The organism is Paenibacillus sp. OAE614, assembly GCF_040546645.1.
GTDB classification, from domain to species: Bacteria; Bacillota; Bacilli; order Paenibacillales; family Paenibacillaceae; genus Paenibacillus_AQ; species Paenibacillus_AQ favisporus.
Map to the genome: position 1 here is coordinate 7,196,919 of NZ_JBEPOD010000001.1, position 24,636 is coordinate 7,221,554.

Consider the following 24,636-nt stretch of genomic DNA (forward strand, 5'->3'; position numbering starts at 1 on the left):
AAGTTCTCCCTGAGTTGAACGGGCCAGGTGAAGAATCATATGGAATGCTAACCAAGGGAAATTATATGCGTGGACTCATCCCAGCCAGGCGCCGGCGGGTAGTTCATCACATAATTTTATACATTTACGGCTTGGTTCAAGCCGAAAACCAAATCAGAATATGGGGTGGATGAAGTTGAAAACAAGAAAGATGATGCTGTTCATCATCACGGCCGTGTTGGTCGTCGTCCTGGCGGCATGCGGCAATAAAAATACGGCAGAACCCGCGAAAGAGGCGTCTGCTGAACCGACCAACACTTCGGCGGCTGCAGGTTCCGAGGACCTGACGATTAAACATAAGCTTGGCGAGACAAAGGTTAAGAAAGATCCGCAGAAGGTCGTCGTGTTCGACTTTGGCATTCTGGATACATTGGATAAATTGGGCGTTCAGGTTACCGGGGTTCCGCAGGCGAACATTCCTCCGTACCTGTCCAAGTACGCCGACAAGGATGCATATAGCAACGTGGGGAGCCTGAAAGAGCCGGATTTTGAAAAAATCAATGCGCTGAGCCCGGACCTGATTATTATCTCCGGCCGCCAATCCGATGCTTACGAGGAGCTCAGCAAGATCGCGCCGACGGTTTACCTGGGCCTGGATACGGCGCGGTACATGGAATCGTTTAAGGAAAATATGAACACCGTCGGCCAAATCTTCGGCAAAGAAGACGAGATCCAAACGGAGCTGGACCATGTCGACAAGACGATCGCGGAAATTCACGATAAAGCCGCTGCTTCGGGCAAAAACGCCCTGATCGTGTTGGCGAATGAAGGCAAGCTGAGCGCTTACGGCCCGGGCTCCCGCTTCGGACTGATCCACGATGTGCTGGGCTTTACACCGGTGGATGCAAACATTGAAGCTTCCACGCACGGTCAAAGCGTCACATCCGAATACGTAGCCGAAAAGGATCCGGACTACCTGTTCGTCGTGGACCGCGGCGCGGCTGTTGCCGGAGAAGGCGGAGAATCCGTTTCCGCCAAGCAGACGGTGGAGAACGATCTGATCAAAAATACGAAAGCCTTCAAAGACGGGCACATCGTCTATCTCGATCCGAACTACTGGTACCTCTCCGGCGGCGGACTGCTGTCCGTACAGGAGATGGTCAAGGAAGTCGGAGCAAGCATTCAGTAGTTAGGCAAAGAGTACGCGGCCGTTGAGGCGCGTGCCACCAGGAGCTGTCGCGGAGGTCCGTAAGGACGCCGCGGCGGTTTTTTGCGTTTGGTGGGATACAGCAGGCGAAGTTTTGGGAGGCGAACTGGGGGAGGCGGGGAATCGGGGACTGGAGGGGGCCCGCGACTGAAATAGATGTACTTGTGCACCTATTTGCACTTACTGCCGCTTCTGCCCCCTTATCGCGGCCGTTCCGCCAGCATCAGGAAGTAGGTGACCAGATAAGCGCAGGAGGTAGCGCCAAACCATGCAAATATGCCCTGGGTCATCGTGAGGTACAAACTAATGGGCAGGGACCAAAGAAAAGCGATCAGCACAAGCGCTTTAAGGCGAAACCAAGCAGACATGATCGCAAGGACGGCCGGCACGCACAGCGTAAAGAAGGTGATTTGAAGGGGGCCGGTTTCGAGGCTGGATGAATACGGATTGAAAAAGCCCAGCATCATCCAAAGCAGGATGGTGGCTGTACCGGCAGCCGTTGCGAGCAGAGCCGCCGGGCGTCTGAGCTGACGTATCATCAATCTAACACCTCTTTTGTCACTTTAATGAATCGGGATGATCCCGACATCTACTTATCTATGAGTTCCTTTTCTCCCCCATCCTGGCTGCCCCCGCCGCCCATTACCGGAGTGACCTCCAATTCAGAAAAAAGCGACTGGTGAGCCATAAAGAAGAAACGGGAATGCCCCGTAACGGACAGCACTTGAGCCTCGTTATTCCCTTTTACGATCATGCTGGTAATCTTCAGATCAAACACTTTTCCGGCAAGAATGTTCACATTACGCCCCTTAGCGGTTTGAACGGTAAAGCCTCCGGTCATATAAGGGGTTTCCTCTCCTTGAAAGTTCAGATAGGCAGATAATCGGTACCACTGATACCCGCGGGACCCCTCGTTCACCCCAACCACTCCGAAGGCGCCGTATTTTTCGTAAAAGATGAGCTCTTCCCCGTCGACCGTGATGGTCGTGAGTACGTCGGACAGTTCAACCTGCTCTTCATGAAGGCCATATTCTACGGCCTGTTCAGCACTGCGAAACCATAGAGAGCCGGGCGAGGCCGACGTTGCACGGCTGCAGCCTATCAACAGGCAGATGATATATAACACAACCGGTACCATGACCAGTCTGGTTTGAATTTTGATCACGGCTGTACCTCCTTCTCATACCTCAAAACCCAACGTCTTTTACTCTTAAACGTTAAGCTGTGATAAAAGTTGGCCTAATGGCATCATTTCACCACCCGACCTCCATCCTATTGTGCGGCAAATCGGGAATATGCTTAAATAGCAGAAAGGGAGATAAACGGTCGCCAACATGCGCGATTGAAGAAAGGGGGGAGGATGGTGGCCCAGCTGGATTTTGATCCAAGCGGATATACGGTCAGCTACCAGGAGGAGCGCATTTCGCTGCTTGCCAAAGAGTATGCGCTGCTGCAATTTTTATACAGCCATCGCGGCCAGGCTTTCAGCCGGGAACAGCTGCTGGACCGGGTATGGCCGATGGAATATCCGGTGGAGCGGACGGTGGACGACCACATTTACCGTCTGCGCAAGAAGCTGCGTCCTTGGAGTAACCGGGTCTTTCTGAATACGGTGCGCGGCTATGGCTACAGCCTGACGGTCAAAGAGCCGGATCTCCGCAATCCGTCGATGCAGGATACCGAGCTGCAGGCCCAAATGCGGCAGCTGATGAACAAGTACCTCATGTACGGCCAATGCAAATCAATGATTACGCTGGCGAGCCAGCAGGATCTGCTCGGGTTTGAGCTGCCCCCGTCCCACCTGATTTTTATCCGGTATGCGCAGGCGGATATCCACTGGTTTTTAACGGATAACGAATTCCCGCTGTCGAGTAAACTGTATTATTTGCTGCATTTTTACTTGTACTTTTACAATGAACCGGGAAAATGCCTGGATTATTTCGAGCGAACCATGGCCGCCAACATTGGTCCGGAGGATCATCAGCGGGAGCTGAGGATTTTAAATATTATCGGGCTGTACACCGACAACGGCCGGACCGAAGAGGATCTGTCCAGGGTTAAGGCGGCATACGAGGCCGTTCGTGAAGCGGGGGGAGAGCTGGATATTTTCAACGTCCATATCAAAATGGCAGAGATGTATGTCCACCTGGGTGCAGACAACCTGCCCGAAACCGAACGCTGCGCAGGCGAAGTCGAACGAATGCTGGAGGAAACCCCGTATTTGCGGGAAATTTGCTTTTATCACGGGCTTAAAGGCCGGATGCTGCTCCGGCAGGGGAAACGCGCCGAGGCTGCAGCTGCCCTGAACTACGGCATTGAGGTTGGAGAAATGACGCACAACGTGCCGCTGATCGTCGGATCGATTCGGGAAACGCTGGTTTATCTGGAGCACAACGTGCAGGATCCACAGCTTCATCGCCAGTTTGCCGCGAAATACGCCGAATATAACCGGATGTATCAACTGGAAGCCAATAAAGTGCCGATCGAAGAAAAAATCGAAAGCATCCTGGATGCTGTCTGATGTTCCTCTGATATTCCTTCGTTAGAGTGAGAGTACGCCATATTCTGACTGAACGGAGGAATTTTTCATGTCTACCCTTGTTACTGAGCCGCGGCCCCCCGCAAAATCGGTGTGGACTAACCGCATCTATGCCAAAATGTTTACGGCTTACGCCATCTCGTCGTTCGGTGAATGGTTCGACGCTTTTGCGATCCAGGTCCTGGTCGCCTACCGCTGGCAGGCCGATCCCATAATGATTGCGCTGATCCCGGTCATGATGGCCCTGCCGGGCATCCTTCTCGGATCGCTCGCGGGGGTGGTTGCCGACCGCTGGAAAAAGGTCAACCTGATGCTGATCGCCGATGCGGCCGAGACCGTCCTGACGGTCCTGCTGCTGTTTGCTCCCGGCATGTACTGGCTGCTGCCGCTGCTGGCGCTCCGTGCCGCCATGGGCGTATTCCGCGTCCCGTCCCATCAGGCGCTGACACGCCAGGTGGTCCACGAGGATCAGCTGCTGAAGGCGACTTCCTATAACGGTCTGGTCAACCAGTTCTCCAAAATCGCCGGTCCGCTGCTGGGTGCGGTCGTCCTGACGGTGCTATCCCCGCAGCTGTGCATTCTGGTGAATGCCGTCACCCGGTTAATCTCCTGCCTGCTGCTGTTTACGCTGCGCCGTATCGAGGCAAATCATACGGCTCCTCAGGCGGACATGAATCCGGGTGTAAATGCCGGTCCGAAGCACGGACCGGGCTTCATCGAACAATGGAAGCAGGGGTGGGCGGTGCTGCTGCAGCGCCGGATTCTGCTCACCACGCTGATCGTGAATATGGCGGTCATCCTCGTTATTCTTATGATCGATTTCCAGTTTCCCACGCTCTATAGAGAGATTGCGCCGGATAACGAATCTCTTCTGGGCTGGATGGTCTCCTCAACCGGCGTGGGTGCTGTAGCCACGATCATGATCTTGAACCGCCGGAACCGGATCGGTTACGGCACAGGGATCGGGGGCGGCATCGTCCTGGTAGGCGCTGCGATCGGGGCGATGGGGCTGCTGAGACCCGGTTCACCGGAGATCTGGAGCATCGTGCTGGGCCTTGTCATCGGGATCGGCAACGGGTTGTTTATGGTGACGAACAATTACGCGCTGCAAAAGGAAACGCCGGAAGGCATGACCGGACGGATATTCGGCATTCAGAACATGATGTCCAGTACGATTATGGTCGCAGCTCCATTGGCCGGTGGTTTGCTGATCAAAGGATTTGGCGTGGGAGAGGTGTTCTGCGTCCTAGGCATGCTCGTTCTTGTTTTTGGCCTCATCTGCCTTCTTCTGCAGCGGGTTCTGTGGCCGGCAGGCAGCAAGAAACACGCCTATGAAGAACCCCTGCGGCAGGTTTCCGGGTAGATGGTGCTGCCTTGATCCTGTGCAGGCTGGATAGCTCCCGTACATGAGCACTCCTACTGCTAGCTCAACCAGAAGCGCTTGGCAGCCAGACGAAAAGCCTTAACCAATACAGCCCTGAGCCGGTTGACCGGCTCAGGGCTGTTTGTCCTGGCAGAAACTCCCCCTGCTTATTCTGTAAGCGAACTAAACAATGAAGAAGCTTGTATCCCGCACTTTGGTCGGGGACGGCATCGACCAAAGTCCAGGAAAAAGTCTGGACCCCGGATAGAATTGCCGGAACCTCCTTCTCTGTACAATAAGACGTAATCAAAGCCAAAACGTTCGGATGGAGGAGATTATTGATGGAAATGGTCAATGTAAGGAGCGTGGGCGCCCGGCCGGCGTTCCGCTGGTTTGAAGGGGAGAAGTGGCTGGTTCTGACCGCTGTCTTGGGATTTCTGCTGTCCGCCTTCTGCGGGATCTGGACCCTTGTGAACGGGGCGGAAGTAGCCCCCGGGGGCAATGTTCAAAACGCATTTTCTTTTAACGCTGCGATCGGGATATTTTTGCTGTCCACGGCCCTCATTATCCCGTATTCGGGTCTCGGACGAAGAGGCAGAGCCTTTTACCGCTACCCCTACATCGTGCTCGCACTGTATTCCTATTTTGCCGAAACGGTACAAAATTTCCGGGGGGTCAATCCCCGGTTTGTCAAAGACGGGTCTGCCTTTGACAAGGCTGTGGGCAACATTTTTGCGTTCATCGCCCTGCTGCTCGTCGTCTTTTATCTGTTCCTGGCCGCGCAGTATTTCCGTCGCAAAGTATACGCGGCTCATCCTGAGCTGGTGACGGGCATCCGTTATGCCATGGTAGCCGTGATGCTGTCTTTTGCAGCGGGAATCTGGATTTCGGTTAACCAAGGCCGGACCGTGGGGCTGCATGGCAACATTATTTGGCTGCACGGCCTAGGCTTCCATGCACTTCAGGCCATCCCGCTCGTCGCCTGGCTGAGTACTCGGACTTCGCTCTCCATTTGGGTACGTCTCCGCATGATCCACCTGACGGGCATTTGCTACGTGCTTGGATTGGTCTTCATCGGATGGCAGACTTTGTTGGGCCATACGGTTCTTGAATGGTCAACGCTCACTGTCGCTGCCGGCTTCTGCTTCCTGCTCTCCTTGGCTGCCGGTGCTTTGATGCTGCGCAACGCGGACGGATTATTGAGAAAAATGCATTGAGTCATTTGTCTTCAGCAGCCAGAGGGGCACCCTTTAGGAGTACAGCGCCGCGAGCTTTTCGGCGGTCCGGCCCCATGTGAAAGACTGAAGTACCATGCTGCGTCCGCTGCCGCCCAGGCTGCGCCGCAGCTCTTTGCTTTGGGCCAGTGTGACCAGATATTCCGCAAAACCTTCCGGACGCCAGTAGTCATCCACCAGGTAACCATTTACCCCGTGCTTAATAATTTCGGGAATGCCGCCGATCTGCGAGGCGATGACCGGAAGCCCGGATGCCATGGCCTCGACGTTCACGAGGCCGAAGGCTTCGTGCCGCTGGGAGGGACAGACAAAGCAGTCGGCCATCCGGTAGATGCTGTGAATTTCGCTGTGGTTTTTGTTGCCGGTCCAGGTGACCGCTACCCTCAGCTTGGCGGCCTCGGCTTTCAGCTTCCGGATGTATCCCTCCTTGCTCCGGCCTGCAATCACAAGATGCAGTGGGACTTGTTTGCTTGCGATTTGCGCGGCTTTCAGCAGAACGGGCACTCCTTTTCTCGGGATGATCCGTCCAGTGAACAGCACGGTGAAGACATCCCCGATTCCATACCGGCTGCGGGCCTGCGCCCGCTCAAAATCGGTTGGCGGACGGAACCGGTCGGTGTCGACGCCAAGCTCGACCGTACGTATTTTGTGCGCTTGCGAGGGAAACCGTACGGACAGCTTTTGCTTTAGCGAAGCGCTGTTGGCGACAATCCACCATGCATGCTTCAGGCTCGCGGCAACGAGCCGTGTCGAAGGCACGAAAGTGAGCGAATGTAGAAACAGGGTTACTTTGGACTGGGGAACAGCCCGCTGAATAGCGGCCATATAGTGGGGACGGTTATCCACCTGGATGACGTCGTAAGTTTTCCCATGAATGAATCGAAGCACCGAAGCGAGGTAGACTTTGGAGCTGCCGGAACGGACCCTGACAATACGAACCCCCTCATCCGTGCTCTCCAGAGGCAATCCCGCGGAGGCTCTGCTTAAGACGGTTACCGCATGCTTCTTGGCAAGCTGCCTGGCGATGGATAAAATGCAGATTTCCACCGAGCCGCTGCCGGGAACAGGGAGCCGTTCGGGGGCTACAATCAGTATGTTCAAGCCGCTTTCCTCCCTTACAGCAAAGATGCTGATCCCCGCACCTGCTGCTTCAATTGATCCTTCTATTATTTATGCGTGCCCCCATAAGGGAGTACGGGATGCCAGCCCAGAAACGGAATCTATTGTTCTGCTTGCGGGATGAATGTCCTGTCCAGTCCGCCGTGCCTTGCATACAATAAACAGGTTTTGCAAGCGCGTTACAATCAATTTTGAAGACAGGACAGGAGAGATCAGTGGATGGGGGAGAAGAACCGCACGGCAGTCGTCAGCAAGTTGATTAAAACGAAAGTGCTGCTTGGCAGCAAGGAAGTCCGGCCGTTTATGCTCGATACCCGTAAAATCAGCAAAACCGACCTGAAGGAGATGCTGAAGTCGTACCGTATGGTCTATGTCAAACCGGAAAACGGCACCCACGGCAAAGGGGTGATTCGGGCGGAACAGCTGGAGAACGGAGATTATACGTATCAGGTGGAGACGGTAAAAAAGACCTTCGACAGCTATGATCCGTTCTATCAATCGCTGCAGAAGCTGACCGGGAAGCGAAGCTACCTGATTCAAAAAGGGATTCATCTCGTAAAGAATCGTAAGCGTCGTTTTGATATCCGGGTGATGGTGCAGCGGCGTCCTGGAGGAGATTGGGAGGCGACCGGTTTGATCGGAAGAGTCGCCCGCGAAGGCAAAATCGTGACCAATTATCACAGCGGGGGCACGCCGATGGATGTCAAAACGCTGCTTGGAGCCCATTTAAATGAGAAAGAGACGGCTAAAGTCATCCAATCCCTGAACAAGCTCGGGGTGACTACCGCAAAGCATTTGCACAAAAAGTACCCCGGTTTCCGGCACATCGGCCTGGACATCGGCTTTGACCGGACATGGACGCCGTGGATCATTGAAGTGAATACGAAGCCCGATCCGTACATTTTTAACCAGCTGAAGGACAAATCCATGTATCGTAAAGTGATGAAGTTCAGACAGGCTTGGAAGTAAGCAGGCATCTATCGGATGCCGTTCATAAGCACTATATGCGGGGAAGGGCTTGGCGAAGCGCCGGCCTTCTTTTTTTGTATAATGAGGCACTTATCATTGACGGCTTCCCCGAATGTTAAAAATGCAGCCTTTGTCCTGCGATTGAACCCGCGGTCAAGGCTGCTTTTACTGTTCTAGGGTGTTTGCCCAACCTCCCGTTCAAAACCGACGATCCAATCGCCCTGGACCGCGGCATACCCCTCATCTCCTTCGGCAACCAAGCCGTACAGATGCTTCACGTCCAGGTATTCCTTCCGCTCCCCGTTATCAAATTCCAGGGTAATGTAGTAGTACGTTCTGGAGGAGCCGCTGGAATTGGCAAAGCCGCTGCCGTTATCATGATGGCTGCCGCTGTGATGGCGGATGTCCATCCGTTTGGAAATGACGCGAGCGTACACGGATGATCGAGGCGTACGGGCATTTTTTACATAACGGGCACCATTCATAATGAAGCTGGCAACGATGATGATGAACACGATGCCGAAAACAAAGGGGAAAATTCTAAACATAAAATCGAAGAAGTCAAAGCCTCCTCCGCCAAAGGGTGGTGGCCCGGGAGTCACCATAATGTCATTCTCCTTTCATGATGCCGGTTTGGTGTGCATTCAACCGGACATTGTGTAGAACGCGTAAAATGAAGGAAAGTTGTCGCATATCGGCAAAAAATACGGCGATTGTATGATTCATGGTCCGCTTCCATCTCTATATCTGCTATGCTAGTATTTGGAAAATAAGATGATAGGGGGAGCTGCTATGCCAGAATCGAACCATGAGCCGATCATCTCCATCCAAGGACTCGAAATGAACTATGGGGGAAAGCAGGTTCTGAAGGGCATCAACCTGGATGTGTATGAAGGGCAAATCATCGGATATATCGGCCCGAACGGCGCGGGAAAAAGTACGACGGTCAAAATCATGCTGGGACTGGTCAAAGGTTACAGCGGCCGGGTTCGCATCTTCGGCAAGGATATTTCGGACGGAGAGGTAGGGTATAAGGCTAAGATCGGCTATGTTCCGGAGATCGCCGAGATGTACGATAGCTTGACCGCCCAGGAATATCTGACGTTCGTTGGCGAGCTGTACGGTCTTGAGCGGCGGCTTGCCGATCACAAGGCGCAGCGGCTGATGGAGCAGTTTGGCTTGGAAGAGGTGTATTATAATCGGATCTCCTCTTTAAGTAAAGGCATGCGCCAGAAGGTACTGTTAATCTCAAGCCTCCTGCATAATCCTGACATTCTTTTTTTGGATGAGCCGCTCAGCGGACTGGATGCAAACAGCGTTATGGTGGTGAAGGAGATGCTGGCGAGCCTAGCAGCCGAAGGCAAAACGATCTTTTATTCCTCGCATATTATGGAGGTTGTGGAGAAGATCAGCAGCCGGATCGTTTTGCTGAATGAAGGGAACGTTGTCGCCGACGGCAGCTTCGAGCAGCTGCAGGAACAGCTGCATGAAGGAACACTGGAAGAAATTTTTACAGAGCTGACCGGGTATCATGAGCATAAAGATACGGCAGCCCGAATTGTGTCCATTGTAAAAGAGGTACAGCGATGAATGATTTCAAAACGCTGATTGTGCTGGACCGCTGCAAGGGTCTTTTCGAAAAGGCAGGGATGGATTATGTGCAGATGCGCCGTATACTACAGGTCAAACTCATGATGGATGGCCGCCGGGCGCCGACACTCATCGGTAAAACTTCCCGATCTGCTGATCCTGATGAGCTGTCGAACCAGTTTCTTAAGTCGCTGTGGATCTATGCCGTGATGGGGGTGGTCATGACCCCATTCGTGGTCATGGGTCACAACCTTATTTTTCAGATGAGCATCGTATTCGGTATCTTGATGTTTATGATCACGACGTCGCTGATTTCCGACTTCTCCTCCGTATTGCTGGATGTTCGGGACCATACCGTTTTGGGTTCCAAACCGGTGAACGCTAAGACGATCAATATGGCCAAGGCCATTCATAACATGATTTATTTGTTTTTTATTACAGGCTCGATTACGGCCGCACCGCTTGCTGCCGCCCTGTTCCGACACGGCATTGTATTTTTCTTGATATTTGTGCTGGAGATCGTGCTGATGGATCTGCTGATCGTAGCGATAACGGCATTGTTGTACTGGCTTGTCCTCCGCTTCTTCGACGGTGAAAAGCTGAAGGACATCATCAATTATGCGCAAATCGGCCTCACGATGGTAATGGCGGTTGGTTATCAGCTCATCGCCAGAGTGTTCAATGTGGTGGATTTGCAGATCGGGTATGAGGCCCATTGGTGGCATGTATTTCTGTTCCCGGTCTGGTTTGCGGCTCCGTTTGAATGGTTGTTCGGTGGACATAGGGGAGAGGCGATCATCGTTTTCAGCCTATTGTCGGTCCTCCTGCCGCTCCTGGCCGTATGGATTTATGTTCGGATGATCCCTTCGTTTGAAGCCAATTTGCGGAAACTGTCCACCCAGACTGCCCGCAAGAAGGGAAGGGGCGGACGGTGGCCGGATGTTCTGGGGCGCTGGATCTGCAGAAGCCGGGAAGAGCAGGTGTTTTTCCGCTTTGCGCTCGGCATGATCCGGAAGGAGCGGGATTATAAATTGAAGGTATACCCATCGCTGGGACTCTCGCTCATCATTCCTTTTATTTTTGTGTTTAATACTTTCGGTTCGGGCAGAGGCTGGGAGGATATCCGTTCAGGCAACTCTTATTTGTTTATGTATTTCTGTGCCCTGATGATCCCCAGCGCCGTCATGATGCTGCAGTACACCAGCACGCCGAAAGGGGCGTGGATTTTCAGTACGGTACCGCTGCGTAATCATGAGCCTGTCTATAAAGGTACGCTTAAAGCATGCATTGCTCAGCTTATTTTGCCGATTTTCGTTGTGGAGAGCATGATCTTTACGGTGATTTTCGGCGTCAGAATTCTGCCGGATCTGCTGGTCATACTCATTATGACCCTGCTGTATACCGTGATCAGCTTCCGGCTGATGGGTTTGGAGATGCCGTTTACCGAACCCGCTCAGGCAGGAACGCAATCCGGAAGGGCCGGCCTGATGCTCCTTCTTTTTTTAATATTGGGGGCCATGGCAGGGCTTCATTTTGCACTCCGTTTCTCGACTTACGGAGTATATGTGCTGATGGCTGTGGCCTTGATCGGCAATATTGCCGCATGGAAACTGGCCTTCCGTAACCTTTAAGGCTCCGCTCCAACCGGCTCAGGAAATAGCCTTCCGCCCCGGCTCCCTTCGCCTCAGCTGGAATAAGCTGGGGAGAAGGGGGTGAGACGCATGACGACATCCAAGCATTATTCGGCAGCCAAGAAGTATATGAACCGCCGGGTAAAGATCAAGACGAAGTACGGAAGCACGTTCTACGGTAAGATCGTCAAGGTCAGCAGTTCCAAGGTATACCTGAAGGTTTCCTCGGTCTCGAGCAGTCCCGGAAAGGCGCATATCTCGTTTTTTCCTTTCATTCTGCCGCTCGTACTGTTTGATCTGTTGGTGATTGTGCTGGCGGACGGCCGTCACCATCATGTTCCGCATCCACACTATCCACATGGTCCGTATCCCGGCCCATACCGTCGTCTATAATCGGACTTGTTTCTGCGGCTAACAACCGTTTACACGAGGCGGATTTCGACAAAATGGCTGGTAAATGTTATCCTTTTGTCGTAATTTCATACAAAAAATGAAGCCGCACGCATGTCGCATTAAAGCGCTCTACATCCGGCAGCTGCGGGTTTCCCGCTTTGGAAGGCCCCCGAAAGGGGGCTTTTTTATATTTCCGGCACTTGGCACTATTTCTCACTTTGATTCTGTCCCTCAGAAGTAGTACATTATTAATTGAAATCATAAGGAGGTTTCCGAATTAATGTTCTATGAAGACAATGAGAATTTGAGCATCATGACCTACACCTTGAATAGCGGCATTAAAGGAACTGTACCTTTATCCAATAAGCAGATTCAGGAATGGATCGAGTGCTATCGCACAGATGCGAAATTCATCACAGCGATCGGTAAGGAGTTTTTCGGCCTGAATCCGGAGCTGGTCGCCGATTTTAAAGTGCATAATCGGTTCTCCAATTACGCTGAACTGATCAAGCCCGTAGTATCTTCTTCGGAGCCCGACAACACGGATCAGCTCTCGAAGGCGTACGAAGAAAATCGGGTGTACTTCAAAGTCGATTGCAAATGCGGTACGACTTACACGACCTTTTCCCAATACTACACGACCAAATGGTATTGTTCCAAGTGCAAGGAAATCGTATTTTTGGACAAGAAGAAGGGCAGAGTGCCGACCGATAAGGGCGATGCCTGGTACATGACCAATAAATACTATGTGGCACGGGACTAGCATGATTTCACGAACGAGCCTGAAGCAGGCAACAAATATAGAGGAACTGAAGGAATTGGACGGCTGCGCCGAAAGGTGCGGGCGTCTTTTTTGTGCTTGAAGGGCCTCATTTTTTAATATTTTGTGACTAATTTCACAAAATCAACGATTTGGGCTTGGCATTGTGACATAAATCACAATATTCGGATTCAAAGTCTGCCATGATACAGGAAGAAACGATGAAGCCAAGTTATCGGAACCTGTTAGGCGGGTTTTAAGAATAACGACAGGAAAGAGGGAAGAGACGATGGATGTAGTTATGCTGTCACGTATCCAGTTTGCCGCGACGACGATTTTTCACTTTTTTTTCGTGCCGCTGTCCATTGGGCTGGTGTTCACGATCGCGATCATGGAATCGATGTATGTCGTCAAAGGCAAGGAAGAGTACAAACGAATGGCTAAATTTTGGGGGAAGCTGTTCCTGATCAACTTCGCCGTCGGCGTGGTGACAGGGATTTTGCAGGAGTTCCAGTTCGGCATGAACTGGTCGGCATACTCCCGCTTTGTAGGTGACGTCTTCGGGGCGCCGCTGGCGATCGAAGCGTTGCTTGCGTTTTTCCTCGAATCGACGTTTATCGGCCTGTGGATTTTCGGATGGGAGCGCTTGTCCAAAAAGGTCCACATGATCTGCATCTGGCTGGTCGCGTTCGGCACGGTGATGTCGGCGTTCTGGATTTTGGCGGCCAACTCCTTTATGCAGCGTCCGGTCGGTTTTACGATCAACAACGGCCGTGCGGAGATGAACGACTTTCTAGCTTTGATTACGAACGGCCAGCTGCTGCTGGAGTTCCCGCACACGATTCTGGCGGCTTTTATGACAGGGGCCTTTCTGGTTACCGGGGTTAGCGCCTACAAGCTGCTGAAGAAGCAGGATACCGCCTTTTTCAAAAAATCTTTTGCCATCGCGGTGATCATCGGGCTTGTGTCCTCGATCGGCGTGGCACTGGTGGGCCACCAGCAGGCGCAATATTTGGTGAAGACCCAGCCGATGAAAATGGCTGCGACCGAAGCGCTCTGGGAAACGAGCAGCGATCCCGCGCCGTGGACGGTCACCGCATTTATCGATACGAAAAATCAGACCAATACCGGGGAATTTCAAATTCCCTACCTGCTAAGCTTCTTGTCTTACAGCAAGTTTTCCGGCGAAGTGACGGGGATGAAGGAGCTGCAGTCCCAGTATGAACAGCAGTACGGCCCAGGGGATTACATTCCTCCGGTGCGCACGACCTTCTGGAGCTTCCGCATCATGGTGGCCAGCGGCTCGCTGCTCATTGTGCTCAGCTTGTACGGCGCCTATCTTGCGGCACGCAAAAAGCTCGACAACCGTAACACCTGGTTTATGCGCCTGATGCTGTTTGCCATTTCACTGCCGTTTATCGCCAATACGTCGGGCTGGATCATGACGGAGATTGGGCGCCAGCCTTGGACCGTATTCGGGCTGATGACGACCGCCGACGGGGTGTCGCCGAGCGTCACGGCCGGCCAGGTATTGTTCTCCATTATTGCTTTTACGGCCATTTACGCCATTCTGGCGGTGGTCATGGTGTATCTGTTCGTCCGCGTCATTAAGAAAGGACCATACGCCGACAACGCTGCTCACTCGAATGAGTCGGCCGATCCATTTGATAAGGAGGGAGTTCCGCATGCTGTCTCTCAATGAGCTGTGGTTTGTCCTTGTAGCTGTCCTGTTTATCGGGTTTTTCTTTCTGGAGGGTTTTGACTTCGGGGTCGGGATGTCCACGGGCATTCTGGCCAAAAACGATACCGAGCGCCGGGTGCTGATCAATTCGATCGGCCCCTTCTGGGATGCCAACGAGGTATGGCTGCTGACGGCAGGCGGCGCGATGTTCGCCGCATTCCCGAACTGGTACGCGACGCTGTTCAGCGGTTTTTACACACCGCTGGTGCTCCTGCTGCTCGCCCTGATCGGGCGCGGGGTGGCTTTTGAATTCCGCGGCAAGGTGCAGACCGCTGCTTGGAAAAAAACGTGGGATGTCGTCATCTTCATCGGCAGTCTGCTGCCGCCGCTGCTGCTCGGCGTCGTCTTCGCCGACCTGATCCGGGGGCTGCCGATAGACCAGGCGATGGAGATGAAAGCTGGATTCTTCGGCGACATCGTCAACCTGTATTCCGTGGTCGGCGGGCTCACCATGGTAGTGCTCTGCCTCGTGCACGGACTGATGTTTACGACGCTTCGGGTCACCGGCGACCTGCAGGTGCGGGCCCGCCGCTTGGCGGAAGTGCTGCTTGCACCGCTGGCGGTACTGATCGCGGCGTTTGGGGCCATGACCTATTTCGAAACGGACATTTTTGAGGACCGTGCCTTCCTGCTGACCGTCATGGGCGTGGTGATCGTCGCCGCTTACGTGCTGGCCGCCGTCTTCATCGCCAAGCGCCGTGACGGCTGGGCATTCGGCATGACGGGCGCCGTCATTGCGCTGACGATTGCCTTCTTCTTTGCCGGACTGTTCCCGAACGTCATGATCAGCTCGATCGATCAGGCGTTCAACCTGACGCTGACCAACGCCGCATCGGGTCCGTATTCCCTGAAAGTCATGACGATCGTGGCTTTATCCCTGCTGCCGTTCGTGCTTGGCTATCAGATCTGGAGCTATTTCGTCTTTCATAAACGGGTTCACGAGCAGAGCCATCTGGAGTACTGAGCACGATGGATAAGCAGCTGCTGGGTTACAAAGGGATAAAGCCCGTTTTCGCCGTCATGCTGCTCCTGACGGTTCTGCAAGGCGTCTCCATCCTGATGATGGCCAAGGGGCTGGCCGAAGCCGTATCGGCCCTGTTCGCCGGGGCGCCGCTATCCGGGCAGACCGGCAGGATCGCGATGTTCCTTGGTGCCTACCTGCTCCGGCACGGGCTCGGACTGCTGCAGCAGAAAATCGGCAGCGCGTTTGCGGACCGCACCGCGGCCGATGTCCGGGGGCGGGTGCTGCGCAAGCTGTTCCGGCTCGGCCCGCGGTTTGCGCGAACCGAAGGCACGGGCCATCTGGTCACGCTGGCGCTCGAAGGGACGGAGAAGTTCCGCAAATACCTGGAGCTGATGCTACCCCGGATGGCAGGCATGTCCATCATTCCTTGGCTGATTCTGGCCTACGTCTTTTTGCGCGACATCACTTCCGGCGTAATTCTGCTGGTCTCCATGCCGATCCTGATCGCCTTCATGATCCTTATCGGGCTGGCGGCGCGCAAGCAGGCTGAGAAGCAGATGGACACTTTCCGGGTACTGTCCAACCACTTCGTCGATTCGCTGCGCGGCCTGGAGACGCTGAAGCTGCTGGGGCAGAGCCGGGAGCACAGCGCATCGGTAGCCAGGGTGAGCGACCGCTACCGGACGGCGACGATGCGTACGCTGCGCGTCGCCTTCCTGTCCTCGTTCGCGCTCGATTTCTTCACGATGCTGTCGGTGGCCGTCGTCGCCGTCGGCCTTGGCCTGCGGCTTGTGAACGGCCAGCTTGAGCTGGTCACCGCGCTGACGGTGCTGATCCTGGCGCCGGAATATTTCCTGCCCGTCCGGCAGGTCGGTACGGATTTCCATGCGACGCAGGACGGCAAAGAGGCGGGTGCCGTGATGCAGTCCATCCTGGACCGGCCGGAGGGAGAGTCGGCTGATTCCGACGGAGCGCCGGGTCCGGGCGCCGATTGGCGCTGGTCGCCGTTCAGCCGGCTGAAGCTGTCGGGGGTGAACGTGCAGCACCAGGCTGAGGCGTACGGTTCAGCACCGGAGACGGATGGTGCGGAACGCGGACGGGAGGCTGGAGCTGACCAGCCTGCAGATGGCCGTATAGATGGGGCCGGGCAGGAGCAAGGGCAGGGGCAGAGCCCTCAGAGCCCTCGTTCCCTGGATGACGCGTCCTTTGAGGTTCAGGGCATGCCGACCATCGGCATCATCGGCGCCAGCGGCGCGGGCAAATCCACGCTGATCGACGTGCTGGGCGGGTTCCTGGAACCCGATGCCGGCGAGATTTGCCTGAACGGGACGCCGGTCGGTTCGCTGGCTGGTGAAGCGTGGCGCAGCCAGATCACCTATATCCCGCAGCATCCGTATCTGTTCAGCTGCTCCCTGCTGGACAACATCCGGTTCTACTCGCCGGAGGCGTCCCGGGAGGAAGCGCTGCAGGCTGTGGAAGCAGCCGGCCTTGCCGGGCTGGTCCGCAGCCTGCCGGGAGGCCTAGATGAGCCGATCGGCGAGGGCGGACGCCAGCTGAGCGGCGGGCAGGCGCAGCGCGTGGCGCTCGCCAGAGCCTTTCTGAGCGACCGGCCGATTATTTTGCTGGATGAGCCGACGGCCCATCTCGATATTGAAACCGAGTATGAACTGAAGCAAACGATGCTGCGCCTGTTCCGGGGCAAGCTTGTTTTTCTGGCCACCCACCGCCTGCACTGGATGCCCGATATGGACCGTGTATTGGTGATGGACCAGGGCAGAATCGTCGAGGAGGGCACCCATTCGGGTCTGCTCGGCAAGGGCGGGGCGTATGACGCTTTGATTCGATCGCAAATGGAGGGAGTAAGGTGAGAAAAGAAGGATGGATATTACCGTACATCCGGGCCCACTGGGGACGCTGCCTGCTGATTATCGGGCTTGGCAGTATCGCGCTGCTGTTCGCGGCAGGACTGATGCTCACCTCCGGACTGCTGATCTCCAAATCGGCGCTGCGCCCGGACAACATTCTAATGGTATATGTGCCGATCGTGCTCGTCCGTACGTTCGGCATCGGGCGGGCCGTCTTGTTCTATGCCGAGCGGCTGGCAGGCCATGATACGGTCCTTCGAATCGTTTCCTCCATGCGCGAGCGGCTGTACCGGATCCTGGAGCCGCAGGCGCTCTGGATCCAGTCGCGGTTTCGCGCCGGAGACGTATTGGGCGTGTTGTCCGCCGACATCGAGCATCTGCAGGATGTGTATTTGCGCACCGTGTTTCCCGGAGCGTCGGCGCTGGTCATGTACGCGGCAGCCGCAGCGGCGGTGGGCCGCTGGGATCTTCGCTTTGCCCTGGTCCTGGCGCTGTATATGTTCATCCTTGTCGGCATTCTGCCGTGGCTATCCCTGATGATCACCAAGGCCCTAACGAAGCTGTCCAAAACGCAGAAAGCCGGCATGTACCGGCAGCTGACCGATGCCGTGCTGGGTATGGGCGACTGGGTGATCAGCGGCCGGGAGGCCCAGTTTCTGGCGGCATACGAGGCGAAGGCCGGGGAATCCGCCCGAACGGATGCGAAGCTCCGCGCCTGGGTACGCTTCAGACAGCTGGCTGCCCAGTGCGTTGTCGGCCTGATCCTGCTGACGGTGCTGGTCTGGGCGGCAGGGATGCATGCGGACGGGAAGCTGCCTGCCGTGCTGATCGCGGCCTTTGTGCTGGTCGTGTTCCCGGTGACGGATGCCCTGCTCCCGGTATCGGAAGCCGTGGAGCATCTTCCCCGCTACCGGGATTCCCTGCGGCGTCTCTCGGATTTGGAAGGGGATGAGTCTAACGTGAATGGATACGGAAATGGACGGGTGAGCGGGGATCAAGCCGCGGCGATGGCCGGCGGCGCCGTTCATATTCGGGTGGAACGCGCCGGCTTTCGCTATGAAGGCGATTCGTCCTGGACACTTCGGGACATATCCCTCGATATTCCGCAGGGCAAAAAGGTCGCCATCATCGGCCGCAGCGGTGCGGGCAAATCGACCCTGCTTAAGCTGCTGGAAGGGGCGCTTACCCCTAGCGAAGGCGAGGTCACGCTGAACGGCGTTCCGGCCGCGGCGATCGGGGAGCATATGCCCCATATCGTTTCCGTGCTGAACCAGAATCCGCATTTGTTCGATACGAGCGTGGCCAACAATATCCGGCTTGGCAGCCAGGACGCCGGCGAGGAGGATATCGTGCGGGCCGCCCGGCAGGTGAAGCTTGACCGGCTGATTGAATCGCTGCCTGACCGCTACCATACCCGGATGCACGAGACCGGTCAGCGGTTCTCCGGAGGCGAGCGCCAGCGAATCGCTTTGGCCCGGATTTGGCTGCGGAACAACCCGGTGGTCCTACTGGACGAACCGACGGTTGGCCTGGACCCCCGAACGGAGAATGAGCTGATCCGGATCATGCTCGATTCGCTTCAGGGGAAGTCGCTGATCTGGGTGACTCATCATTTGGCCGGAGCGGAGCACATGGATGAAATCGTATTTATGGAAGACGGAAACATCGTGATGCGCGGCAGCCATGCCGAGCTGATGGATAACGAGCCCCGCTACCGCAGCTTGTACCAGCTGGATCGGCCGGAGGCGCTGCTGACCAAGGCCAATTAATGGGGGGCTGGCATTGATCAATTAGCGGCACGCAGCGTGCTGCCGCCTTCCCGTTGAAACCTGCCATGCATAAAAAAACCGGACTGGTGCATCCTACCACTTGGGCAGTTTTTTGCAATTAAAGGAGGTGCACCCGGACATGACGAATCACAATGATCAAGAGCTTAGCAAACACGAAGTCCAAAGAACCGAGCTGAACAAAATGCCGGTACCGGACAAACAAAGAGAAGAGTTCGCCAAAGAAATGGTGGAGGACGCCAAAGAAGCGTTCAGCCAGCAGCCAACCCAGGATAACGAATAATCGGCCCTCGGGCTTTGGCAAAAAGACCATTTTCCATTATAGCAGCGATATGACGTCGGGGCGTCCTTAAGGAGATCGTGAAGATCGGGGGCGTCCCGCCTGTTTTTGCGCAAAATACTTGACTGCACGTTCAAGAAAATGTTATCCTCACATCATGATCAAGAAAGGGGCGTTTACGGTATGGGCAGACACAAGGAATTCGACCAGGAGAAAGCTGTCGACCAGGCGCTGGACCTGTTCTGGGAGAAGGGCTATGAGAGCACCTCAATCCAGGACTTGTGCGATCATCTCGGGATTCACCGAGGCAGCCTGTACGATACGTTCGGCGACAAGCATGAGCTGTTTTTGGCCTGCCTGGACCGTTTCAGCGCAAGGACGGACGAGAATTACAACTATATTTTAAAAGAGGACAGCGACTCGCCCAAGGAGCAGCTGGAGCGTTATTTTTCCAGAGTGATGGACGTTTCGCTGAGTAACGCGGCCCGGGGGCGCGGCTGCCTCATGACGAACACGACCCTGGGAGCGGTAGCTTATGTCCCGAACGTCGCCAGCCGGATCGATGCGCACTATATGCATACAGAAGGACTGCTGTTCAGCTTCTTGATGCGGGCGCAAAACAAAGGGCTGGTGCGAAGCAAGCAAAGTCCGCGCCAGCTGGCCCGTTTTTTGAACGGCGTCAAGCAGGGCGTCCATGTCATGGCCCGGACGACGGCTGATCGCGGCGTGCTGGAGGATATTTGTGCAGTCGCGGTGTCTACGGTTTTTTAAAGATAAATAGAAATGGGGAAGTTTTCAGCGATTCTGACCCTATTTTTTTGATATTTTCTTGAACGATCGTTCAGATAAATGTAGTTACAGCACCGGCTGCTTCTCCCTTTTGTAGGTAGGAGGCCGATTCTTATACCTTTTTCTTGAACGAACATTCCAATAAAAGTGAGGGTGATCATATGAAACGCATGCTTTGGATCATTTTGATGATGTCGATCGGGGCGACGTTTACGTCCCCGTTATTTCCGCTCTATCAGGAGCGTTACCATTTAAGCAGCCTGCAGATCACGATTTTGTTTGCGGTATACGCCTTGTTCCTGCTGCCGTCACTGCTGGTCTCCGGATCCCGGGGAAGCGGTTGGGGGCTCAAGCGAGTGCTCCGTATCAGCATCTGGATCTCCATTCTTGCCACTCTGGTATTTATGGGCAGTCAGCAGGCATGGCTCGTGTATGCCGCAAGAATTCTGGAGGGGATCGCTTACGGGACGTTTACCGGTACCGCGGTGGCGTTTCTGCTGAAGCAGACGCCGGGTGATAAAATCCCGCTGGCCATCACCTTATCGGGTATAACGGTCTCGGTCGGATTCGGTCTCGGTCCGGCTTTGACGGGACTGGTCATTCAGTATCTGCACTTGATGCCGCTGCGCGTTCCATTCTGGCTGTTGACGGCATTATTGGTGACCGCGTGGATGGCTCTGGAAACGTTAAAGGATGCCGATTTTCTGGCGCAAAAAGGCAAGCCGAAAGCGGCACCTGCACCGATATCGCTGGGAGTGCCGTCCGAGATCAGCCCGCATTTCTGGTCGTTCAGCGCCCTGCCGATCTTTACGCTGTTTACGCTGAATGGTATTATTTTGTCCCTGATTCCTTCCTTTGTGAAAAGCGTGCTCCATTCATCCAACCTGTCCGTCTCCGGCCTGCTGATCCTGCTGCTGCTTGGAGGAGGGGCCCTGCTGCAATTGTTGCCGCTGGCGAGCGAACCGGTTACCCGTCTGCGGCTGGGCATCGCGCTGCTGTCGATCGGGGCATGGCTGGTCGTCTTCTCAGGATCCACTGGAAGTATCGTTCTGCTGTGGATCGGGGTGCTGGTTCAAGCCCTTGGCAGCGGCTGGACGTTCCAAATCAGCTTGCGTCTGGCTGGTGAGCTGCCGCACGCCGAGGCTCGGTCAAAGGTCATCACGACCTTCTACCTTGCCGGCTATGCCGGGTTTATCGTACCGGTTGTTGGCACCGGCGTGTTGACGTACTTTTTCGATCTGCATGTGTCGCTCGTGGTGCTGAACATACTGGCCTCACTGCTGGTGCTGTACGTGCTTGGTTATTCCGTCCGATTCCGCCGTTATTACGCCGCTAGAAAGCAGGAGGAAATCCGGCTGGCACACTCCAAGGCCAAACTTGCCGCCGCCGGGGCAGACCAAGGGGCAATGACAAGCTGAGGGGAGTATGGTGAGAGAGACTATTGCCACTGATCTACCTAATATAAAAAAGTCGAGTAGGCCAGGAAGATTCCTGACCTTAACTCGACTTTTTTGCTTCTATCTATAACTACTCCTTCGGATGAATCATTTCCTCCGGACGCACGACCGCGTCGAACTGCTCTTCGGTGAGCAGGTTGCTCTTCAGGGCCGCTTCTTTCAGCGTCAAGCCTTCCTTGTGTGCCAGCTTGGCGACCGCGGCGGCGTTTTCGTAGCCGATGTGCGGATTGAGCGCCGTCACGAGCATGAGCGACTGATTCAGGTTGCGCTCGATGACTGCGCGGTTTGGCTCGATGCCCACGGCGCAATGATCGTTGAATGAGCGCATGGCGTCGCTCAGCAGGCGGGCGGACTGCAGGAAGTTATAGATGATGACCGGCTTGAACACGTTCAGCTCGAAATTGCCTTGGCTCGCCGCGAAGCCGATCGCTGCATCGTTGCCCATAACCTGGCAGACGACCATCGTCAGTGCTTCGCTCTGCGTCGGGTTGACCTTGCCCGGCATGATGGAGCTGCCCGGTTCATTGGCCGGGATCGTCAGCTCGCCGATGCCGCAGCGCGGACCGCTGGCCAGCCAGCGCACGTCGTTGGCGATTTTCATGAGATCAGCGGCAAGCGCTTTCAGCGCGCCGTGAACATAGACGATCTCGTCATGGCTCGTGAGCGCGTGGAATTTGTTTTCCGCCGACGTGAACGTTTTGCCGGTCAGCTTGCTGATATTGGCTGCCGTCATCTCGCCGAACTTCGGATGGGCGTTAATCCCGGTTCCTACCGCGGTCCCGCCGATCGCCAGCTCGCGCAGGGATTCCAGGCTGCTGCGGATCATGCCTTCGCTTTTCTCCAGCATCCGGTGCCATCCGCTGATTTCCTGTCCCAAGGTCAGCGGAGTCGCGTCCTGAAGGTGGGTCCGGCCAATCTTGATAATATCCATAAACTGCTCGCTCTTCGCCCGGAAAGTCTCCTTCAGCTTCACCAGGGAAGGCAGGACTTGATCCTCCACGGCGATCAGGGCGGCAATATGCATAGCGGTCGGGAAGGTGTCATTGGAGCTTTGCGACTTGTTGACGTCGTCGTTCGGATGGATACGCTGGTCGCTGCCTTGTTCCTGAAGCAGCTGGTTCCCCCGGTTGGCGATGACCTCGTTTACGTTCATGTTGGACTGGGTGCCGCTTCCGGTCTGCCATACGGCGAGCGGAAAATGATCATCCAGTTTGCCGGCAATCACTTCGTCGGCCGCTGCGACGATAGCGTCGGATTTTTCTGCATTCAGCTTGCCGAGCTCTTTATTGGCGAGAGCTGCGCTTTTCTTGAGGATGGCGAATTCACGAATCAGCTCAAGGGGCATTTTCTCCGTGCCGATTTCAAAATTTTCAAAGCTGCGCTGGGTTTGTGCCGCCCAAAGCTTGTCCGCCGGAACCTTGATCTCGCCGATGGTGTCTTTCTCAATTCTGAATTCCAATTGTGTTTCCTCCTTCTCCACTTCTATGAAAAATAGGTCTTCCTGATATGAAATATATCATAATCCGGGGACCAGAAGAAAACAGATTTCACCCGAAGCCAGTTTGGACCTGTCCGGCCCCGATCCGCTTGCCTCTTCGTAAAGATGAAATACATTTTACAAACTCCGCCATCCCGTTTAACAATCGGCTCCTATAATGGGGACATGCTAGAATCCTTTAAAGGAGTGAATGATGAATGAAACGCAGTAAACGTCTGGTTCAAACCGCTTTCTGCCTGAGCGCGGCGGCAAGTTTAATTTTTACGGGCTCGGTCAGCGCCCAAGGAAACTCGAAAGCCCCTTCGCCCAATGCGGGCAAAGCCAAAAACGTGATCCTGTTTGTCGGTGACGGCATGGGCACCGCAGCTCGCGATGCCATCCGTCTGAGCACGGTTGGCGTTAACGGCAAGCTGCAAATGGACGATATGCCATATGTTGGACTTCTTCGTACCCATTCCACAACAACGGTCACCGACTCCGCTGCAGCGGCAACGGCGATTGCCAGCGGCGTGAAGACTTACAATGGAGCCGTCGGCGTAGACGCCAACAAAAAACCGGTCAAAACGCTGCTTGAAATCGCCAAGGAGAAAGGCAAATCTACGGGCCTGGTGACGACGAGCCAAATTACCGACGCAACGCCTGCAGCATTCGCATCGCATGTGGAGGACCGCTCGAAGCAAAGCGATATCGCCAAGCAATACTTGGAGAAAAAGGTAGACGTCCTGCTGGGCGGCGGTGAGGATTTCTGGTACCCCCCGCAAGGTACGCCGGGGCCGCATCCGGACCAGCCTGCTGAAGATCCGTCGGAAGGCAGCAAGGGCACTCAGGGCAATCTGGTGGAGAAAGCTAAGCAGCTTGGATATCAATTTGTAACGAACAAAGAAGAGTTGAGCAAAGCGAAGAACGGCAGAATTCTTGGCCTGTTCGCCAATGAAGAAATGTTCCAGCAAAGAGAGGAAGGACAAGGCGACCTGTACAACCCGACGGTACCGCTCGTGGATATGACGAAAAAGGCGCTCGATACCCTCTCTACGAATAAAAAGGGCTTTTTCCTGATGGTCGAGGAAGAAGGCACGGATGAATTCGCCCACAACGACAATGCCAAGCTGACGATCAAAGCCGGCCAGGAGCTGGACAAAGCCGTAGGCGCAGCTAAGGAATTCGCGAAGAAGCATCCTGATACGCTGGTGCTTGTGCTGGCCGACCATGAGACAGGCGGCTTGACGATCGAAGAAGCGGATGACAAGGACGAGTCCGGAGACGGCATCTCGAAGGAAGACGGTCCGTTCACCATCGCGAACTCGAAGGATCAGTTCTATGTGGACTGGACGACTTCCGGCCACTCTGGCGTCGACGTGCCGCTGACGGCTACGGGCAGCGGAGCCGAGCTGTTTGCAGGTGTCTACGAGAACACGTATGTGCATGATGCCATTTTGAAAGCTTGGGGAATCAAGAAGTAACGAATTGTAA

Annotated in this window: 22 protein-coding genes; 17 read left to right on the forward strand and 5 right to left on the reverse strand. The window is 55.0% G+C overall.

Annotation, left to right across the window (positions count from 1 at the left end; genetic code table 11):
- Positions 1–190: 190 nt before the first annotated feature.
- Positions 191–1,168: a siderophore ABC transporter substrate-binding protein gene (locus tag ABIE48_RS32940; RefSeq protein ID WP_354520766.1), complete on the forward strand. Its 978-nt coding sequence runs from the start codon at positions 191–193 to the stop codon at positions 1,166–1,168.
- Between the two features lie 218 nt (positions 1,169–1,386).
- Here the strand turns inward: ABIE48_RS32940 and ABIE48_RS32945 are convergent, their stop codons facing one another.
- The gene (locus ABIE48_RS32945) at positions 1,387–1,725 is read right to left on the reverse strand and encodes a hypothetical protein (protein WP_192716769.1); all 339 of its coding nucleotides are present in this window, start codon (positions 1,723–1,725) and stop codon (positions 1,387–1,389) included.
- Positions 1,726–1,775: 50 nt separating this feature from the next.
- The gene (locus tag ABIE48_RS32950; protein ID WP_192716768.1) at positions 1,776–2,351 is read right to left on the reverse strand and encodes a hypothetical protein; all 576 of its coding nucleotides are present in this window, start codon (positions 2,349–2,351) and stop codon (positions 1,776–1,778) included.
- A gap of 198 nt (positions 2,352–2,549) precedes the next feature.
- Here ABIE48_RS32950 and ABIE48_RS32955 point away from each other — a divergent pair, with 198 nt between their 5' ends.
- The 3 genes from ABIE48_RS32955 (at position 2,550) to ABIE48_RS32965 (ending at position 6,305) form a co-directional block, all read left to right on the forward strand.
- Positions 2,550–3,707, forward strand: a complete 1,158-nt coding sequence (locus ABIE48_RS32955) for a winged helix-turn-helix domain-containing protein (RefSeq protein ID WP_192716767.1) — start codon at positions 2,550–2,552, stop codon at positions 3,705–3,707.
- 67 nt (positions 3,708–3,774) lie between these two features.
- Complete coding sequence (locus ABIE48_RS32960) at positions 3,775–5,088, forward strand: MFS transporter (protein WP_192716766.1); 1,314 nt, start codon at positions 3,775–3,777, stop codon at positions 5,086–5,088.
- A gap of 341 nt (positions 5,089–5,429) precedes the next feature.
- Entirely contained in the window at positions 5,430–6,305 is an 876-nt protein-coding gene (locus ABIE48_RS32965) for a hypothetical protein (RefSeq protein ID WP_260869503.1), read from the forward strand.
- A 33-nt stretch (positions 6,306–6,338) separates the two neighbouring features.
- Here the strand turns inward: ABIE48_RS32965 and ABIE48_RS32970 are convergent, their stop codons facing one another.
- Positions 6,339–7,424, reverse strand: coding sequence for a glycosyltransferase family 4 protein (locus ABIE48_RS32970; protein WP_105445523.1), 1,086 nt, complete (start codon positions 7,422–7,424; stop codon positions 6,339–6,341).
- Positions 7,425–7,661: 237 nt separating this feature from the next.
- On the opposite strand from ABIE48_RS32970, the gene ABIE48_RS32975 reads away from it, so the two are divergent.
- Positions 7,662–8,411, forward strand: a complete 750-nt coding sequence (locus ABIE48_RS32975; protein ID WP_192716765.1) for a YheC/YheD family protein — start codon at positions 7,662–7,664, stop codon at positions 8,409–8,411.
- Positions 8,412–8,584: 173 nt separating this feature from the next.
- Here the strand turns inward: ABIE48_RS32975 and ABIE48_RS32980 are convergent, their stop codons facing one another.
- Positions 8,585–9,013 (reverse strand): DUF2500 domain-containing protein, encoded by a 429-nt coding sequence (locus tag ABIE48_RS32980; RefSeq protein WP_483312703.1) that lies wholly within the window; start codon positions 9,011–9,013, stop codon positions 8,585–8,587.
- A 190-nt stretch (positions 9,014–9,203) separates the two neighbouring features.
- On the opposite strand from ABIE48_RS32980, the gene ABIE48_RS32985 reads away from it, so the two are divergent.
- The 11 genes from ABIE48_RS32985 (at position 9,204) to ABIE48_RS33035 (ending at position 21,629) form a co-directional block, all read left to right on the forward strand.
- Positions 9,204–10,001, forward strand: coding sequence for an ABC transporter ATP-binding protein (locus tag ABIE48_RS32985; protein WP_145027907.1), 798 nt, complete (start codon positions 9,204–9,206; stop codon positions 9,999–10,001).
- Positions 9,998–11,632 (forward strand): hypothetical protein, encoded by a 1,635-nt coding sequence (locus tag ABIE48_RS32990; RefSeq protein WP_192716764.1) that lies wholly within the window; start codon positions 9,998–10,000, stop codon positions 11,630–11,632. Before ABIE48_RS32985 ends, ABIE48_RS32990 begins: the two co-directional genes overlap by 4 nt.
- Positions 11,633–11,722: 90 nt before the next feature.
- Positions 11,723–12,025, forward strand: a complete 303-nt coding sequence (locus tag ABIE48_RS32995; protein ID WP_076171949.1) for a hypothetical protein — start codon at positions 11,723–11,725, stop codon at positions 12,023–12,025.
- Between the two features lie 280 nt (positions 12,026–12,305).
- Positions 12,306–12,788: a hypothetical protein gene (locus ABIE48_RS33000; protein ID WP_116233394.1), complete on the forward strand. Its 483-nt coding sequence runs from the start codon at positions 12,306–12,308 to the stop codon at positions 12,786–12,788.
- Between the two features lie 286 nt (positions 12,789–13,074).
- Positions 13,075–14,487: a cytochrome ubiquinol oxidase subunit I gene (locus ABIE48_RS33005; protein WP_192716763.1), complete on the forward strand. Its 1,413-nt coding sequence runs from the start codon at positions 13,075–13,077 to the stop codon at positions 14,485–14,487.
- Positions 14,471–15,490 carry a cytochrome d ubiquinol oxidase subunit II gene (gene cydB / locus ABIE48_RS33010; RefSeq protein ID WP_192716762.1) on the forward strand — a complete coding sequence of 340 codons (1,020 nt, stop codon included), beginning with the start codon at positions 14,471–14,473 and terminating at the stop codon, positions 15,488–15,490. The genes ABIE48_RS33005 and cydB overlap by 17 nt, the downstream gene beginning before the upstream one ends.
- 5 nt (positions 15,491–15,495) lie before the next feature.
- Positions 15,496–17,358, forward strand: coding sequence for an ABC transporter ATP-binding protein/permease (locus ABIE48_RS33015; RefSeq protein ID WP_192716761.1), 1,863 nt, complete (start codon positions 15,496–15,498; stop codon positions 17,356–17,358).
- Positions 17,355–19,124, forward strand: coding sequence for a thiol reductant ABC exporter subunit CydC (gene cydC, locus ABIE48_RS33020; RefSeq protein WP_192716760.1), 1,770 nt, complete (start codon positions 17,355–17,357; stop codon positions 19,122–19,124). Before ABIE48_RS33015 ends, cydC begins: the two co-directional genes overlap by 4 nt.
- Before the next feature lie 139 nt (positions 19,125–19,263).
- Entirely contained in the window at positions 19,264–19,425 is a 162-nt protein-coding gene (locus tag ABIE48_RS33025; RefSeq protein ID WP_186382052.1) for a hypothetical protein, read from the forward strand.
- 180 nt (positions 19,426–19,605) lie between these two features.
- Positions 19,606–20,193 carry a TetR/AcrR family transcriptional regulator gene (locus ABIE48_RS33030; RefSeq protein WP_192716759.1) on the forward strand — a complete coding sequence of 196 codons (588 nt, stop codon included), beginning with the start codon at positions 19,606–19,608 and terminating at the stop codon, positions 20,191–20,193.
- 179 nt (positions 20,194–20,372) lie between these two features.
- Positions 20,373–21,629, forward strand: coding sequence for an MFS transporter (locus ABIE48_RS33035; RefSeq protein WP_354520467.1), 1,257 nt, complete (start codon positions 20,373–20,375; stop codon positions 21,627–21,629).
- 109 nt (positions 21,630–21,738) lie between these two features.
- On the opposite strand, the gene fumC is transcribed toward ABIE48_RS33035, so the two are convergent.
- The gene (gene fumC / locus ABIE48_RS33040; protein ID WP_192716757.1) at positions 21,739–23,127 is read right to left on the reverse strand and encodes a class II fumarate hydratase; all 1,389 of its coding nucleotides are present in this window, start codon (positions 23,125–23,127) and stop codon (positions 21,739–21,741) included.
- 236 nt (positions 23,128–23,363) lie between these two features.
- On the opposite strand from fumC, the gene ABIE48_RS33045 reads away from it, so the two are divergent.
- A complete protein-coding gene (locus ABIE48_RS33045) occupies positions 23,364–24,626 on the forward strand; it encodes an alkaline phosphatase (RefSeq protein WP_354520469.1) in 1,263 nt (420 codons plus the stop codon).
- Positions 24,627–24,636 lie beyond the last annotated feature (10 nt).